The 15,275-nt window shown below is 52.7% G+C and carries 14 protein-coding genes and 1 pseudogene; 5 read left to right on the top strand and 10 right to left on the bottom strand.

Going from position 1 to position 15,275, the window contains the following annotated elements; genetic code table 11:
- Nucleotides 1-8: 8 nt before the first annotated feature.
- The 3 genes from HPY30_01380 to HPY30_01370 form a co-directional block, all read right to left on the bottom strand.
- Entirely contained in the window at nt 9-3,209 is a 3,201-nt protein-coding gene (locus HPY30_01380) for an efflux RND transporter permease subunit (protein QYZ64755.1), read from the bottom strand.
- Nucleotides 3,210-3,219: 10 nt separating this feature from the next.
- Nucleotides 3,220-4,188 carry an efflux RND transporter periplasmic adaptor subunit gene (locus tag HPY30_01375; GenBank protein ID QYZ67862.1) on the bottom strand — a complete coding sequence of 323 codons (969 nt, stop codon included), beginning with the start codon at nt 4,186-4,188 and terminating at the stop codon, nt 3,220-3,222.
- A 213-nt stretch (nt 4,189-4,401) separates the two neighbouring features.
- Nucleotides 4,402-5,667 (bottom strand): TolC family protein, encoded by a 1,266-nt coding sequence (locus tag HPY30_01370; GenBank protein ID QYZ64754.1) that lies wholly within the window; start codon nt 5,665-5,667, stop codon nt 4,402-4,404.
- A 229-nt stretch (nt 5,668-5,896) separates the two neighbouring features.
- On the opposite strand from HPY30_01370, the gene HPY30_01365 reads away from it, so the two are divergent.
- On the top strand, nt 5,897-6,067 hold the full coding sequence (locus HPY30_01365) for a hypothetical protein (GenBank protein ID QYZ64753.1): 171 nt from the start codon (nt 5,897-5,899) through the stop codon (nt 6,065-6,067).
- A gap of 121 nt (nt 6,068-6,188) precedes the next feature.
- Here the strand turns inward: HPY30_01365 and HPY30_01360 are convergent, their stop codons facing one another.
- The 4 genes from HPY30_01360 to HPY30_01345 form a co-directional block, all read right to left on the bottom strand.
- Complete coding sequence (locus HPY30_01360; protein ID QYZ64752.1) at nt 6,189-6,506, bottom strand: hypothetical protein; 318 nt, start codon at nt 6,504-6,506, stop codon at nt 6,189-6,191.
- A 170-nt stretch (nt 6,507-6,676) separates the two neighbouring features.
- On the bottom strand, nt 6,677-7,204 hold the full coding sequence (locus HPY30_01355) for an NADH-quinone oxidoreductase subunit F (protein ID QYZ67861.1): 528 nt from the start codon (nt 7,202-7,204) through the stop codon (nt 6,677-6,679).
- Between the two features lie 98 nt (nt 7,205-7,302).
- Nucleotides 7,303-7,533, bottom strand: a complete 231-nt coding sequence (locus tag HPY30_01350; protein ID QYZ64751.1) for a sulfurtransferase TusA family protein — start codon at nt 7,531-7,533, stop codon at nt 7,303-7,305.
- A 77-nt stretch (nt 7,534-7,610) separates the two neighbouring features.
- Nucleotides 7,611-8,219, bottom strand: coding sequence for a TetR/AcrR family transcriptional regulator (locus tag HPY30_01345; protein ID QYZ64750.1), 609 nt, complete (start codon nt 8,217-8,219; stop codon nt 7,611-7,613).
- 399 nt (nt 8,220-8,618) lie between these two features.
- Between HPY30_01345 and HPY30_01340 the strand changes: the two genes are divergently transcribed.
- Nucleotides 8,619-9,326, top strand: coding sequence for a DUF2202 domain-containing protein (locus tag HPY30_01340; GenBank protein ID QYZ64749.1), 708 nt, complete (start codon nt 8,619-8,621; stop codon nt 9,324-9,326).
- Between the two features lie 96 nt (nt 9,327-9,422).
- The gene (locus HPY30_01335) at nt 9,423-9,866 is read left to right on the top strand and encodes a hypothetical protein (protein QYZ64748.1); all 444 of its coding nucleotides are present in this window, start codon (nt 9,423-9,425) and stop codon (nt 9,864-9,866) included.
- A gap of 196 nt (nt 9,867-10,062) precedes the next feature.
- On the opposite strand, the pseudogene HPY30_01330 reads toward HPY30_01335, so the two are convergent.
- Nucleotides 10,063-10,305, bottom strand: a pseudogene (locus HPY30_01330) (IS630 family transposase).
- A 63-nt stretch (nt 10,306-10,368) separates the two neighbouring features.
- Here HPY30_01330 and HPY30_01325 point away from each other — a divergent pair.
- A protein-coding gene (locus HPY30_01325) for an IS3 family transposase (GenBank protein ID QYZ64747.1) occupies nt 10,369-11,534 on the top strand; the annotation gives its coding sequence in 2 pieces (ribosomal slippage) (nt 10,369-10,630 and nt 10,630-11,534; 1,167 coding nt in all).
- 149 nt (nt 11,535-11,683) lie between these two features.
- Here HPY30_01325 and HPY30_01320 read toward each other — a convergent pair.
- Nucleotides 11,684-12,481: an IS630 family transposase gene (locus HPY30_01320; protein QYZ64746.1), complete on the bottom strand. Its 798-nt coding sequence runs from the start codon at nt 12,479-12,481 to the stop codon at nt 11,684-11,686.
- A gap of 198 nt (nt 12,482-12,679) precedes the next feature.
- A protein-coding gene (locus HPY30_01315) for an IS3 family transposase (GenBank protein ID QYZ64745.1) occupies nt 12,680-13,845 on the bottom strand; the annotation gives its coding sequence in 2 pieces (ribosomal slippage) (nt 12,680-13,584 and nt 13,584-13,845; 1,167 coding nt in all).
- A gap of 271 nt (nt 13,846-14,116) precedes the next feature.
- Here HPY30_01315 and HPY30_01310 point away from each other — a divergent pair.
- Nucleotides 14,117-15,259 (top strand): outer membrane beta-barrel protein, encoded by a 1,143-nt coding sequence (locus tag HPY30_01310; GenBank protein QYZ64744.1) that lies wholly within the window; start codon nt 14,117-14,119, stop codon nt 15,257-15,259.
- Nucleotides 15,260-15,275: the final 16 nt, after the last annotated feature.

The following is a 15,275-nucleotide window of genomic DNA, read 5'->3' as shown; positions in this document are numbered from 1 at the left end:
TGTTTAGATTAACGGCAAGCATCGGACTGAATCCCTCTTGAAAATACCCGATAGAGGCTGGGCAGGACAAACAGGGTCAGCAGGGTGCTCGATGCCAGTCCTCCGACCACCACGGTGGCCAGGGGGCGCTGTACTTCGGAGCCGACACCCGAGGAGAGCAGCATCGGTATCAAGCCCAATGCGGCAATGGCAGCGGTCATCAGTACCGGACGCAGGCGGGAGAGGGCGCCTTGGAAGACTGCCTCGGAAACGGGGCCACCGGCCTCGATATTCCGGTTGATGGCGTTGACCATTACCACGCCGTTGAGTACCGCTACACCAAACAGTGCGATAAATCCGATGGAGCCGGGTACCGAGAGATACTGGCCGGTCCAGTAGAGGGCGGCGATGCCGCCGATCAGGGCCAACGGTACGTTGAGCATGATCAGTAACGCCTGTCCCACGGAGTGAAAGGCGAAGTAGAGCAGCAGAAAGATCAGGCTGAGAGAGAGGGGTACCACAATCATCAGCCTCTGCTGCGCCCGCTGCTGGTTCTCGAACTGCCCCCCGAAAACCACTGAGTAGCCCGCCGGCAGATCGATCTCATCAGCGATACGCCGGCGTAGTTCGGCCACCAGACTGCCCATGTCACGAGCCTCCACGTTGGACTGGATCACTACCCGGCGCTGCACATCATCACGGCGGATTTGCGGGGGGCCGGACTCGATCACCACATCGGCCACTTCCCCCAACCGCACCCAGGCGCCGCCGGGGGCCTGCAGTACCAACTTTTTCAGTGCCTCTGTATCCTTGCGGAACGCTTTTGCGAGGCGCACAGTGATATCGTATCGCTCGTTGCCCTGAATGACCTGACCCGCCTCGGTGCCCCCGATGCCGTCGGCCACCAGATCCATCACCTGGGAAACCGGGATGCCGTAGCGGGCCAGCAGATCCCGCCTGGGACGTATCGTCAGCTGGGCCTCACCGGCGATCTGTTCCATCTCCACGCCGCGGGTGCCATCGATCTGTCGAGTCAATGTCTCGATGGTTTTGCCTTTTGCAGCCAGTACCTTCAGGTCCGGCCCAAACAGTTTGATCGCCAGTTCTGCCTTGACGCCGGAGAGTAACTCGTCCACTCGCGTGACGATGGGTTGCGAGAAGGTGAGGAGCAGGCCGGGATGCACTGACAGGGCCTCTTCAAATCGTTTCTGCAGCTCGAGGCGGTTTTGCGCGCTGCTCCACTCTTCCACTGGTTTCAATCCCACGTAGATCTCTATGTTGGAGACAGGTTCCGGGTCACCACCGAGCTCAGGCCGGCCGATGCGGCTGGAGGCATAGGTCACCTCGGGGAAGGTCATGAGGCGCTCTTCAAGCTTTGCCGCCACACCCAGTGCGGTATCCAGGCTGGCTGAGGGTGCCAGGGTGACACGGATGTTGATGGTGCCTTCTTCCAGTTCCGGCACGAATTCTGTGCCCAGATGGGGTAGCAGTGTCATGGTGCCGGAGAAAATGCCCAAGACCGTCAACACCACCAGCCATTTCACTTTCAGGGCGAAGCGAAGTGAGTGCCGGTAGAGCCACTCCAGTGGCAGGAAGACCGGGCTGTTGCGATGTTTGACGGCCCGGCGGAAGGCAAAAGTGGCGAGTGCAGGTATGACCACCAACGCCACAACGAGTGAGGTCAACATTGCCAGCACGATGGAAACGGCCATGGGTTGGAACAGTTTGCCCTCAACACCTTCCAGCGCGAATAGTGGGGCAAAGACCACGACGATGATGATCACCGCATAGAACACTGGCCTGCCCACCTCGCGGGCGGCTTCCTGAATGCGCAGGGGGATGCCGTGGTGATCATGGGAAGCGTTATAGGGATCGCTATCGCCGGGGGCAACAGTTTTCCCGACCCTATCCAGATGTTCCTCGCCCGGGCGGGAGAGGTGTTTAAAGATGTTCTCCATCATCACCACCGAACCGTCCACCATCATACCGATGGCGATGGCCAGACCCCCTAATGACATCAGATTGGCTGAGAGTCCCCAGTAGCTCATGGCGGTCAGGGCCAGCCCGACCGATAGTGGCACTGAGATCAGCACCAGCAGGGTGGCACGGATATTGAGCAGAAACAGCAGCAGCACAACCACGATCAGTACGAAGGCCTCCGAAAGCGCCCGACTGACCGTCTCCACCGCCTGCTCCACCAGATCGGCCTGGTCATAGAAGGGTTCGATGGTGACGCCTTCCGGCAGCGCCTGCTGGATTGCAGTCAGTCGCTCTTTGACTGCATCGATGGTCGCCTTGGTATTTGCCCCCAAACGTTTGAGCACGATGCCGACCACCACCTCGCCCAGAGGGTCTGGTTCCCCTTCGGTGTTGCGGCGTGTCATGGTCACCGCGCCCTGGCGAATCTCGCCACCGAATTCCACCTGTGTGATGTCTCCCACCCGCACCACTACACCGTCTTTCTGCTTGAGCGGGATGTTTCTGATGTCTTGAAGACCCTCCTTGCCTGCGCGCAGCCAACCCACACCGCGGATCACCAACTGTTCTGCGCCACGGTCCATATACCAGCCACCGGCGTTGCGGTTATTGGCCTCGATGGCTTCGGCAATCTCGTCGATGCTGATTCCGTAGGCGAGCTGTTTTCCGGGGTCGACCTGTACCTGGTACTGCCGCACTTCACCACCGTAAGAGAGCACATCGGTAATGCCGTCTACGGGTAACAGCAGCAGCTTTACCACCCAGTCGTTGAGGCTGCGCAGGGCGATGGCGCCATCTCTCTGCGGATCGTCGGAGCGCAGTATATATTGATAGATCTGTCCCAGGCCGGAGGTGTTGGGTCCCATCTCCGGTGTGCCGACCCCTAAGGGAATCTGCTCTCTGGCATCCTGCAGGCGCTCAAAGACGAGCTGGCGGGCGAAGTAGATATCGGTGCCCTCTTTGAAGACCACGGTGATGACGGAGAGTCCGGTCTTTGAGATAGAACGGACCTCCTCCACATCGGGCAGGGCGTACATCACTGCTTCGATGGGATAGGTAATGAGCTGCTCCACCTCCTCGGCGGCCAGGCCCTGAGCCTCTGTGTTGATCTGCACCTGGACATTGGTGACATCCGGGAAGGCGTCGAGATTGAGTTTTGGAATCAGTGCGGCAGCAGCACCCAATGCGGCCAATAGGGCGAGTACCACCAGCAGGCGGTTGGCCACCGACCAGTCGATCAGTTTGTTCAACATGGTGTTGCCCTCAATGGTTGTGGACTTCGAAACCGGACTTGGCCAGTTCCGATTGCACAAAGAAGGCACCCTGTGTGACCACGAGGGTTCCAGGTTTCAGTCCACTAATCACAGCCAGACCGGGCAGTTGCCGGAGCAGCTCAATCTCTTTGGGTTCGAACTCGCCGGGTTCCTCTTCTACAAAGACCTGCCAATCCCCATCGGGACTACGCATTACGGCATCCAGTGGCAGGGTGAGGGCGTTCTGCCCTGACTCGCCGGTCTTGATCCTGGCCGTCACGAACTGACCGGGATGGAGCCGGTCTGCCGGATTGGGGATCTCCAGGCGAACCGCCAGAGTGCGGGTGGTCTCATCCAGTGCGTGATGTACCTGGATGACTTTGCCATCTATCCATTCCGTTCCTGCCAGCACACGGGCTGATGCACCCATGTTGATGTGAGGTACTGACTCCGGATTGATCCGGGCCTGAACCCAGAGTCTGGATTCGTCGGTGATTTTGAACAGCAGTTCACCGGGTTCAATCATCTGTCCGATGATGAAATCGTCCTGGATTACTGTACCGGCCTGGGGTGAGAGCAGGGTAAAGCGGCCGTCTGCCTGACGGATCGCGTTTCCTTTGACCAGCCGATCAGTCTGGCCGGTTGTCAGGCCATAAGCCAACAGCTTGGAACGGGCCTGTTGAAAAGCCACCTGAGCCTCCAGATAACGTCTCTCTGAAACCACCTTCTTGCCCAATTTCTTCACTCTTCTCCACTCCTGGGCGGCGACCAGCAGGGCGCCTTGGCCCTCTGCCATAGAGACGCTGGAGAGCGTAACCAGAGGTCCCCCCACAGAAACGGGACTCCCGAGGCGAATATGGCGTTTTATAACCTGGGCCTCGATACGTGGTGTGACCTGACTGGATGCGTAGGCATTGAGCAGGATCTCCCCCGGGGCTTCGATCTCAGTGGGAATGGGGCGAAGGGTTAATTTCTCCACGCGGATACCAGCGCTGCGGCGCTGCTTTTCACTTAGATGGATGCGGTTTTCCTCTTCATGACCGCGCTCATCATGGTCATCTCCATCGTTGTGTCCGGCTTCTGTCGAATTTTCAGCAGGGTCATGGTCATGTTCATCCGCGGAATAGAGGGGATTGGCATAAAGAGAGGCCAGGACAAGCAGGCATTGAATCCATTGTTGAATAGACATGTTTTACTCCTCCTCCGATGTTTTGCTCAACCATGTGTCCAGGGTGCCCGAGGCACTCAACCAATCGACCCAGGTGCTCCACAGATCGCCTTGGAGTCTGACCCCGGCGATCTGTGTATCCAGTGTCTGCTGCACCTGTAACAGGTAGTCAGTGGTGCTCATCTCGCCGGCCTGCCACAGGGCTTCCAGCAAATCGATACGCTGGTGCAGACTGGTGCGCCCATGTGAAACCCACAGGGACCAGGCATCGGCAACCAGCAGATAGCGCTCCCGTGCGCTCCTGAGTCGTGTTATCAGATTCCGGTAGGTCTGCTGTGCCTCCTGTTCCGCTGACAACGCCTCTGCCTGAGCGGCATTCACACTGCTTTGGAAATCGTTTCTGACCTGCAGGGGGATGGAGAAGGTGAGGGCAAGCAGGTTTTCACTCTCTTCGCGTCCCGCTCTCAAGCCGAGTGTGGGGTCGGCTTTACGTTCCTGATCCACGGCATGAATATGCTGCCGGGAAGCTTGCGTCATCAGCTGCGCAACTTGCACCTGGGGATGATTTCGCACGAGTGTTTCTTCATTCAACGTGCTGGAGAGGCCGGCAGGCAGCTGGTCAGGTATCTGGATGTTATTGTCCAGTGTCAGGCCGCTGAGGCTGAAATAGTCGCTTTTTACCTGGATGAATTCGCTGCCGGCTCCGGCATGTAGCATGACGGCCTCTGTAAGTGAAAGGCGTGCCAGTTCCAACTCCACCTGGGGTATGTCTCCGGCTGCATGACGTTGTTCGGCGAGTCGAGAGAAGCGTTCCAGTATCCCGGCGCGGCGCCTGGAGAGTGTGGTGATCTCGTGATGGGTGGCAATCCCACCTATCGCCTTGAGAAGCTCCGCTGACTTCACCAGGTTCAGAGCCGTAACCTGTGCTCGGGCAACATTCAGTTCCGCCCGCACAGCCTGCTCCATGGCATCCTGTTTATTGTACCAGTCGATGGTCTGACTGATGCCGAGGGTGTAGGTGCTGATGTCGGTGCGTTCAGCCTCCACTTCAAGTTCCGGGTTATTCAATGGCAGACCGGCACCTGTCAGCCTTGCCTGTGCGGTGCCCACGGCGGCTTTAGCTGCCTGTATCTCCGGGTTTGAGTCCAGTGCCTGGTTGACGATGGCAGCCAGTTGTTGGAGTTCCACCTCTTGGGGTGGTTGCCCCTTGGAATACACAGCTGGTGTCCAGGCAGTGAAGATAAATAAACAGGCGAACAGGCCTGCATACCTGTAGATGGAGAATGACATAACCTGAGTCTCATAAATTTGTCAACAAAGAGAACCTGTTATAAACACTGATCCGGCAAACAGCAGGCAGGTTTATTGCAGGTATGAGGTGAGACGAAAATCAGGCAGAGATTGGAGGGCGGAAAAGAAACGCAGGGGGAGATGAGACTCTTGAAACAGGATAAGGGGTCCGCAAAATACCCTGAACGGCTGACAGTTTGATCGTTTCGGCCTGGGTTAGTCCAATTAGATGGATGCCCCCGTGACAGCAGTGGTCGCTGTCGCTCGCATCGTCCGCATCGGCAGTATGCGTTGTGTTATCGCCAATCTCGTGAGTGTGGCCCGTCGACTGTTCATTGTGCGCATCAGCAGCCAACGCCATCCCGTAACCGAGGATAGAGACGATAAGCCATGCGATTAATAGACGACGAAGCATTGGTTCCTTCGGGAATCGAGTTATATGGCCAATCTAGAGTGTGAGACCCGGTTAGTCAACCTGAGAACGGTAAGGAGCCGGTGTGTGGCGTCTGGAGAAAAGATGTTCAGCGTAAGCGTGTTTTGGCCGATTTTTCAGCCTCGTAGTATTGTCGGCATTCAGGAAGGTCATGAAATTGCCGTTGGCGATAGCCACCAGCCTGTGTCTTGCCGCCACTGCCGTGATCTTTGTAAAAACGTTCACAATAGTCACGGGTATTGCGTGGCTTGGCCGCACACTCTTCGATCAGTTTTGTTCTTTCTGGAGCAAGTTTTGCCTCGCGAGCGGCCTCACACCGCTGCTTCAGGGTTTCAACATCATTGCCTTGGACGACCGTAGCGGCGCACAAGGCAATCCCCATAAGTACGGTTCTGAAAATCATCATCGGCACTCTCCAAACTCGACGTATCAAATGGTAAGTTGTCTGGAAAGTTTAACCCAATACGAGCAGCATGCAGCGAGTTTTCAATGTGCCCAAGATTTTTGACCATTAAAATATTCAATGGGAAAAGGGCGGATACTTAGGTGACAAAAGGGGGCAATGCCCCCCGCATGTCAGACAAACAGGTTCACATCGGCCTTCAACGCCCGGGGCAGGAAACTGGCGGCTCCAACCCATTCGTGGATTTCCGGGATGAAATCGTCCTGGTCGTGGTCAAAAAGATCAACGGTCATTTGACAGGCGACAAGTTTAACTTCGGCTTCGGCGCATAATTCTCTCAGCTCTTCAACGGGTGCGATGCCTTTCTTGTCCATTGTCTTCTGCATCATAGAAGTTGCCATATTTTCAAAACCCGGAACCAACGTCATGACGGAAGTGGGAACGGGCAGCGCCTTGCCTCTGATCCAGGAAGGTCCCTCCGGAAACTTCATGGGCATGGCGGGGTTGCCCAGCGGGCTTACCTTGAGATCCAGCTGCTTTTTCAACAGGCTCAATCCGTAAAAGGTAAAGAATATTGAAACATCCCATCCCAGTGCAGCCGCCGTTGATGCAAGAATGAAGGGCGGGTAGGCCATGTCCAGGGTTCCCTTGGTGGCGATTATGGTCATGGATGGGATGTGGGCTGCTTCGCGTTCAGCCATCTTCTCGTCGAAGCGCTGGTTGAACCAGGCATTGAGATCTTTCGTCGGCATATCGATAACCGGTGCAATACTGTCCATCGTTTTTTCTCCTTGCTGAATCATGCTTTGCGGATGAGGAAGACAAACCCATCGGCAGCCTCTTCACTGGAGACCATTTCATGGCCGGTCTGGCTGCAGAATGAGTCCAGATCTTTCACTGATCCGGGATCTGTTGCGGTGACTTCCAGGATCTCTCCAGAGGCCAATGCAGCAATCGCCTTCTTGGTCCTGAGAATAGGGAGTGGGCAGTTCAGGCCTCTTGCATCCAATGTGTGTGTTGTTTCTGTCATGATTTTCTCCTTAGTTGCGGATGTAATGACTTCTTAGATGACCGGTCGGTCAATATGGAAGGCAAAAAAATAGCGCGTTAACTTTGGGGAACCATCTCAATACGCAGCGTCTTGATGGCAGGTCCAAGTCTAAGAACCACTTCAGGTTCATTTCGGGTTTTTGCCAGCAGAATGATCCCTTCAAGGAAAGCGAGCATGGCTGCTGCGGTGGCCTCACTGTCGAGGGGGGGGATTTCACCCAGCTCAACTGCCTGATCGAGGGCTTCGTGGAAACGTCTACTGGCTTTATCAAAAACAGCATTGAGTTTGGCCCGCAACACATCGTCGCGGGTGCTGATTTCGAGGGCCAGGTTGCCGAACAGGCAGCCTGGCATGCGACCCTCGATATCCTTGGCCGCCTTCTGCCAGTAGTAAGCGGCGTCGATCATATAGTCGAGGCGTTCAAGCGGAGGAAGATTTTGGTCGAAGGCCTCTGCCACAAAACCATGTGCCCATTCATCGGCCATGTCATCAATGACCGCCATGGCCAGATCCTGCTTGGAAGGGAAAAAATGGTAGAAGCTTCCCTTTTGTACCTTCGCAAGATTGCATATCTCCTTGATGCCCACATCGGCATAACTCCGGCCATGAAAAAGTTCGCGGGCGGTGGAGAGGATACGGGTTCTTGTATCATGCTCAACATTCATGGTGCGAAGTATAATAGACCGGTCGGTCTAGTCAAGTGTTATTTTTTTCATGCTCGAATAATGCAGGGTGTGGCATCATGAATGCCAGCGGTTCCTGTGTTCAGGAAGGATCTGCAACAGAAGACAAATTGCCGTCCAAGGCATGGCTCTCTCATCCTGGCTGCAATAGATCCTCGTTGTACCCATCCACACTGCAGTGTTTCACTATTCGGCGTTTTGAAACATTTGAAACAGATTTTTCGCCGCTCTGTAACCTCCTGAAACTATTTTTTTTCCAATGCAACACCTTGAAACACCTGGGGTTGGTTTTGTTTCCTAGTCTATATGACATCTCTGGCGCGCAGCTGGAATCACAACCAAACAGTCTGGTCCATAAAGACCCTCGAGGAAAAAAACTCTATGAAAAGCCATATTAAAACCGCTATCGTTGCCACCATAGTAGTCGTCCTGTTCTCCACCAATGTTCTTGCAGCAGGTGGCGGCAATGGAAGAAGCGATGGTAACAACAGAAGTGGCGGTTCCACCGGGCTGGACGCCAATGAAGCCTCTCATCTCACCTTCATGCGGGAAGAGGAGAAGTTTGCACGTGATGTCTACCTGAGACTCGGGGAGTGGTATCCCGACCAGGACGTGTTCAACAGGATCGCCACCACCTCCGAGCAGACTCACACCGACACCATGCGTGACAAGCTTGCCCAGTATGGCCTGGAAGATCCCAATCCCGATACCAACAACCTGCCGCAGAGCCTAGGTGTGTTCACCGGTGAGGAGTGGGGCTTGTACTTTGACGAGAAGTTTGCGGCGCTCACCGCTGCAGCTTCCGGCAGTGAGCTGGACGCCCTCTATGTTGGCGCCTATATCGAAGAACTGGATATGCACGATATCGCGGATTGCCCGAAAGTGATGGTAGACGCAGGTTATAACGACCCCTGTGGTCTCAACTACACTGATGAGAGTGGTTTGATCAATGCCTATCGTTTACTGGTTGACGGTTCAGAAAACCATTTGCGCGCCTATGTGGGCCAGATCGAGGCGGTCATTGGTGTGGGCAATTACGAGGCCCAATACTTGAGCCAGGAAGATGTGGATACGATCTTAAGTCGATAACCGGCAAACACTCCAGTCTATCGATAAGTTTGCGATGCGGATTGGGTTTTTAGCACTCCGCATCGTGACCGTCCTGTTCTTCAAAAGAGACCTGACATGAGCAAGAAACCCTTTGGCACATTGCTGCTGCTTGCCGCATTCGTTGCGGGAAGTGCTAGTGCCGTTGAACCCGATAGCGACCATGACGGAGTGGTTGACGCCTTGGATCGTTGCCCGAATACTGCCCAGTTGAAAAAATTACCGGCAGATTTCAAATACGCCACAGCCGTCAATCAGGAACGTTTGAAACCTGGCGCACGGGCCTATCCGGTGGATGCCCATGGTTGTGAACCTGACAACGACGGTGACGGCGTCGTCAACAGTCGGGACTACTGTCCGGAAGACACACCCCAAACGCTCAGCATGGGAATCGCTCCCAATGGTTGTCCGAAACACAGCGACCTCGACGGCACCCCTGATTATCGTGACAAGTGCCCCAATACCCCTCGTGGCGTCAAGACCGATGCATTTGGATGTCCGCTGGAAAATACCGATTCCTGATCTCTTTGAAATAAATCCCCTTGATGTATTCTGACGAGTCCGCTCAGATGCATGCCTGTCGACGGTAATCCAGCCCAAAAATGCGTAAGATGCAGGTACTGCTGCTGGCTGACGAACTCACTGCCTGGTGAGTTGCTGTCTCGTTAAAGAACCCCTGATTAATTGAGTTATTAACCCGGCATCATAATAAGCCATATTAAGCGGCGTATTGAATACGCGGATGCTCAAAATACTTCCTAACCCTAGCCGGTTTCTTTTGCAGCATTTGCATATGACTCCTGACCTTGCTCTTTAACTGTTCCTTTGATCGGGTTGGCAGCCCACTGTGCACCCCATGCTTAAGATCACAGTTCAGATATTCATCTGGATTCATCTCAGGCGAATATGCAGGTAGATAAAAAACTTCAATCTGTTTTCCTTTGTCCTGCAGCCATTCCTGTGACGTGGTCCAATGGACAGGTACACCCCAGTTAAGCATCATTGACTTAACTGAGGTAGAAAAATGAAAGAACGAAAGAAATATTCGAAGGAATTCAAGCTAGACGCGGTCAGTCTGGTTCTTGAGCAGGAATATACTCGAAGGGAAGCAGCAAACAGTCTGGGCATCAATGCCCAAATGCTGGGGCGCTGGGTGAAAGAACATCAGGCAGAAGATGGGCAGGCATTTCGAGGCAATGGCAAGTTGAGTTCTGAACAGGAAGAAATCAGGAAGCTCAAGGCTCAGGTTAAACGCCTTGAGATGGAGAAAGAAATCTTAAAAAAAGCAACGGTATTCTTTGCAGCAGAAACGAAGTGAAATATTCGTTCATCACCCAGCATAAGAATGCCTATCCAATCAGCTTGCAATGTCAGGTTTTGGGTGTGAGTCGTAATGGTTACTACCAGTATCAAAGGGGCTTGGGTAACAGGCCAGACCGAATACATCAGGAGATGCTGGAGTGGGTTGAGGATATCGCCAAGAGTTCAGACTACACTTATGGCAGTCGCAGAATGAAAAAAGCCTTGAATGTCCTGGGCTATCCGGTGAGTCGGAATAAGGCAAGGAAGTTAATGCGTGAAGCCAATGTACAGGCGCGTCAGCGCAGGAAATATAAGGTTACGACAAACAGTAACCACCAGCAGTCGGTTTTTAACAACCTGCTCAAGCGAGAGTTTGCTGTGGCCCAGCCCGATCATGTCTATGCGGCGGACGTGACTTATGTATGGACCCAGGAAGGCTGGTTATACCTGGCGGTAGTGATAGACCTGTATTCACGTAAAGTGGTCGGCTGGAGCATGAGTTCCCGGATGAAGGCAAAGCTGGTCTGTGATGCATTGCAAATGGCGATCTGGCGACGTCGACCGAAGGGCGGATTGATTCACCACTCAGATCGTGGTTCTCAATATGCCAGCAAGGCTTTTCGGCGGTTACTCAAAGCCCATGATATCAATGGCAGTATGAGCAGGAAGGGTGACTGCTGGGATAATGCTGTAGTGGAAAGCTTCTTTGGCAGCCTCAAGCAGGAACGGGTGCATTGGAGAAGCTACCAGACACGTTACGAAGCCCAGCAGGACATATTGGAATATATTTCCATGTTTTATAATAGTACGCGGCTGCATTCATACCTGGATTATATGAGTCCGAATGATTTTGAGCAGCAAATGATGGCGCAGAAAAAAGCGGCTTAACTGGGTGTAACAAAATCCTTGACCACGTCATTTATAATAGTACGCGGCTGCATTCATACCTGGATTATATGAGTCCGAATGATTTTGAGCAGCAAATGATGGCGCAGAAAAAAGCGGCTTAACTGGGTGTAACAAAATCCTTGACCACGTCACTTGACAACCTTGGCATGATGGACACGTAGATTGTCTAGTATAAGGAAGACTTTTCTCTTGGCTGCTTTGATCAGTCGCTTCATGAAATCGATCAGGATATCCGCATTCATGTTGCCTTCAAATATCTTGAAACGCACCTTACCCTGGTTGGTAATGGCAGAAAGCATATTGGTTGATGCTCGCTTGGCATTGAGATGGATAATGGGCGTTTTTCCCTTGGGTGCATAACCCCGTTCGTGCTGGCTATCATTGCGCATCCCAGTTTCGTCTCCCCAATAGATTTCCGCCTTCTCTGCCTTAGCCTGTGCTTTGATCTCAGGATAGGTCTCGTCCAGCCAGTGGGCAACTTTCTTGGGGTTTTGCTCATAGGCCCGCTTCAAGGGCTTCTGTGGGGTGAAGCCCCACAAAGACAGATATTTTCCTACCGTCCTAATTGCCAGTTTGATCTTGAATTCCTGAGCTATCAGTTCCTTCACGGCTTCTCTGGTCCACAGTGCATAAGCCATCTTGAGTTGATCAGGTGTCTTGTCAGAGATGAGCTTTTGGATCTGTTTTTCTTGCTCTGGCGTTAGGCATCTTCCCGCTCCCATCGGCCGGCCCTGCTTCTTTGCCTTCAGAGCCTTATCACCTTGGGTTTCATAAGTGCGGATCCAGCGGATCACAGTGCGCTCATGGACCCTTACTGATTCCCCTATCGCTTTGTAGGTCTGGCCTTGCTTGCGCATCCGTACTGCTTGTTTGCGTTTTTCTTCCTGGGCTAGTGCAGGAAGGCTTCTGGCATCTTCTTTGTTCATGACGGCAGTATATCATGATCTATTAACATGCCGGGTTAATACTGTCATCTCGACCTCAGGAATAGATCTCAAGCCACCTTGTTCTCAATAGGCTATTATGGTTAAGATTTTTCGCTATGTTTGAGTAGTGCTACATGGATGTAGTGTTTACGAGCCTAAGGGCGGAAGTGACGTGGTCAAGGATTTTGTTACACCCAGTTAAGCCGCTTTTTTCTGCGCCATCATTTGCTGCTCAAAATCATTCGGACTCATATAATCCAGGTATGAATGCAGCCGCGTACTATTATAAAACATGGAAATATATTCCAATATGTCCTGCTGGGCTTCGTAACGTGTCTGGTAGCTTCTCCAATGCACCCGTTCCTGCTTGAGGCTGCCAAAGAAGCTTTCCACTACAGCATTATCCCAGCAGTCACCCTTCCTGCTCATACTGCCATTGATATCATGGGCTTTGAGTAACCGCCGAAAAGCCTTGCTGGCATATTGAGAACCACGATCTGAGTGGTGAATCAATCCGCCCTTCGGTCGACGTCGCCAGATCGCCATTTGCAATGCATCACAGACCAGCTTTGCCTTCATCCGGGAACTCATGCTCCAGCCGACCACTTTACGTGAATACAGGTCTATCACTACCGCCAGGTATAACCAGCCTTCCTGGGTCCATACATAAGTCACGTCCGCCGCATAGACATGATCGGGCTGGGCCACAGCAAACTCTCGCTTGAGCAGGTTGTTAAAAACCGACTGCTGGTGGTTACTGTTTGTCGTAACCTTATATTTCCTGCGCTGACGCGCCTGTACATTGGCTTCACGCATTAACTTCCTTGCCTTATTCCGACTCACCGGATAGCCCAGGACATTCAAGGCTTTTTTCATTCTGCGACTGCCATAAGTGTAGTCTGAACTCTTGGCGATATCCTCAACCCACTCCAGCATCTCCTGATGTATTCGGTCTGGCCTGTTACCCAAGCCCCTTTGATACTGGTAGTAACCATTACGACTCACACCCAAAACCTGACATTGCAAGCTGATTGGATAGGCATTCTTATGCTGGGTGATGAACGAATATTTCACTTCGTTTCTGCTGCAAAGAATACCGTTGCTTTTTTTAAGATTTCTTTCTCCATCTCAAGGCGTTTAACCTGAGCCTTGAGCTTCCTGATTTCTTCCTGTTCAGAACTCAACTTGCCATTGCCTCGAAATGCCTGCCCATCTTCTGCCTGATGTTCTTTCACCCAGCGCCCCAGCATTTGGGCATTGATGCCCAGACTGTTTGCTGCTTCCCTTCGAGTATATTCCTGCTCAAGAACCAGACTGACCGCGTCTAGCTTGAATTCCTTCGAATATTTCTTTCGTTCTTTCATTTTTCTACCTCAGTTAAGTCAATGATGCTTAACTGGGGTGTACCTGTCCATTGGACCACGTCAAAGTTATTTTTAATCAGAGATTCCCGAAGATTGTTTCTGGCCGGTTTCTTTCATAAGGCGTTTTGTTTCAATATGTTTCCATTCGGCACGGCCCCTGAATAAATAGATGAATAAACGACTCTTCAGCGCTAATCGGACACCCTGGATTCGGTTAAGCTTGTTGCTCTGTGTACTATCTTTTCGTGTTTACGCGAGCGAAGCACCTTCGATGCCGAAGGAGAGCGATAAACTTAACCTCTCTTTTTCGCTCGAGCTTGAAGAAAGGTATAACGATAATATTTATGCGGATGACTCTTTCGCCGTTTCCGACTGGGCTGCCTTCATCGCACCGGCTCTCGCCGTAGAATTCGACATGGATGCCACACGTCTCTCTCTGGATCTTGGTGTCGAGTCGGCTCTCTACCGGACTAATTCCCTTGAAGACTATACGGATGGCTGGTTGAAACTCGGTGCGTTAGTCGCTGCCGACAGCACTACTCACTTGATGTTGGCAACCGGGTACCATTTGAAACACGAAGAGCGAACTTCTCCGAACGACACTCGACGAACCTTAAGCCCCATTGTCTACGATATTAAGGATGTAAGTATTGGTCTTCTTCACCAGCGTGGAGATTACCAACTGCGTGCCGGCGTAATTCAGGAGACTTGGCGTTATGAAGATGGCGAAAGCCTGGAAGGGCCGGTTTACAATGGCGACCGTGATAGGGATATCAGGAGCATTGCTCTTCGACTGGAACGGCGACACACAAAAGATTTTTCCTGGTTTCTCCAGGCATCCGGTGAACAGCGGATCTATCAACAAGCTACTGATGACGCGGGTTTACAACGCGATTCCGATGGTTTCCGCAGTGCGGTGGGAATACACTTGAAACAGGGTGATACCTTCGATTTTGAGGCCTATCTGGGTTGGTTGGGACAAGAGTATAAAGACCCGGAATTCAGTAGGCTCAGCGCCGTTGACTTCGCGCTCAACTTATACTGGCAACCCAGAGAGAAGTGGCAGCTGTCACTCTCAAGTGACAGAACGCTCAACGAGACGACCCTCATTGATGCTTCCGGATATTTGGAATCCGCTCTTGACTTGGATATCTCCTATCAATTGACTTCCAACACCCATCTTACTCTATTTTCCGGGCTCGCCCTGTTCGACTACCTCGATACCACCAGGAAAGATAAAACAAACCTGGCAGGTGTGGCAGCCAGCTATCAGATTGGGAAATACGCCACGCTTCGGACGCAGGCAGACTGGTCGAAGAACCGGACGGATGGAGGTGGGAGCCCGATTGGTGAAGTAGGCTCCAACGACTATACGATGAAGCGGATTTTACTAAGTCTTAACATCATTCTTTGATTTTTCTGGGAGATGC

The sequence above is a fragment of the Gammaproteobacteria bacterium (ex Lamellibrachia satsuma) genome (assembly GCA_019623805.1).
Classification (GTDB): Bacteria; Pseudomonadota; Gammaproteobacteria; order Chromatiales; family Chromatiaceae; genus QGON01.
This window is presented reverse-complemented; position numbering and strand designations above follow the sequence as displayed.

Bases quoted from the DNA above. Each gene is read 5' to 3' on its own strand.
- HPY30_01380 (QYZ64755.1), bottom strand. From the start codon at position 3,209: ATGTTGAACAAACTGATCGACTGGTCGGTGGCCAACCGCCTGCTGGTG.
- HPY30_01370 (QYZ64754.1), bottom strand. From the start codon at position 5,667: ATGTCATTCTCCATCTACAGGTATGCAGGCCTGTTCGCCTGTTTATTT.
- HPY30_01365 (QYZ64753.1), top strand. From the start codon at position 5,897: ATGGATGCCCCCGTGACAGCAGTGGTCGCTGTCGCTCGCATCGTCCGC.
- HPY30_01360 (QYZ64752.1), bottom strand. From the start codon at position 6,506: ATGATGATTTTCAGAACCGTACTTATGGGGATTGCCTTGTGCGCCGCT.
- HPY30_01355 (QYZ67861.1), bottom strand. From the start codon at position 7,204: ATGGCTGAACGCGAAGCAGCCCACATCCCATCCATGACCATAATCGCC.
- HPY30_01350 (QYZ64751.1), bottom strand. From the start codon at position 7,533: ATGACAGAAACAACACACACATTGGATGCAAGAGGCCTGAACTGCCCA.
- HPY30_01345 (QYZ64750.1), bottom strand. From the start codon at position 8,219: ATGAATGTTGAGCATGATACAAGAACCCGTATCCTCTCCACCGCCCGC.
- HPY30_01340 (QYZ64749.1), top strand. From the start codon at position 8,619: ATGAAAAGCCATATTAAAACCGCTATCGTTGCCACCATAGTAGTCGTC.
- HPY30_01335 (QYZ64748.1), top strand. From the start codon at position 9,423: ATGAGCAAGAAACCCTTTGGCACATTGCTGCTGCTTGCCGCATTCGTT.
- HPY30_01320 (QYZ64746.1), bottom strand. From the start codon at position 12,481: ATGAACAAAGAAGATGCCAGAAGCCTTCCTGCACTAGCCCAGGAAGAA.
- HPY30_01310 (QYZ64744.1), top strand. From the start codon at position 14,117: ATGCCGAAGGAGAGCGATAAACTTAACCTCTCTTTTTCGCTCGAGCTT.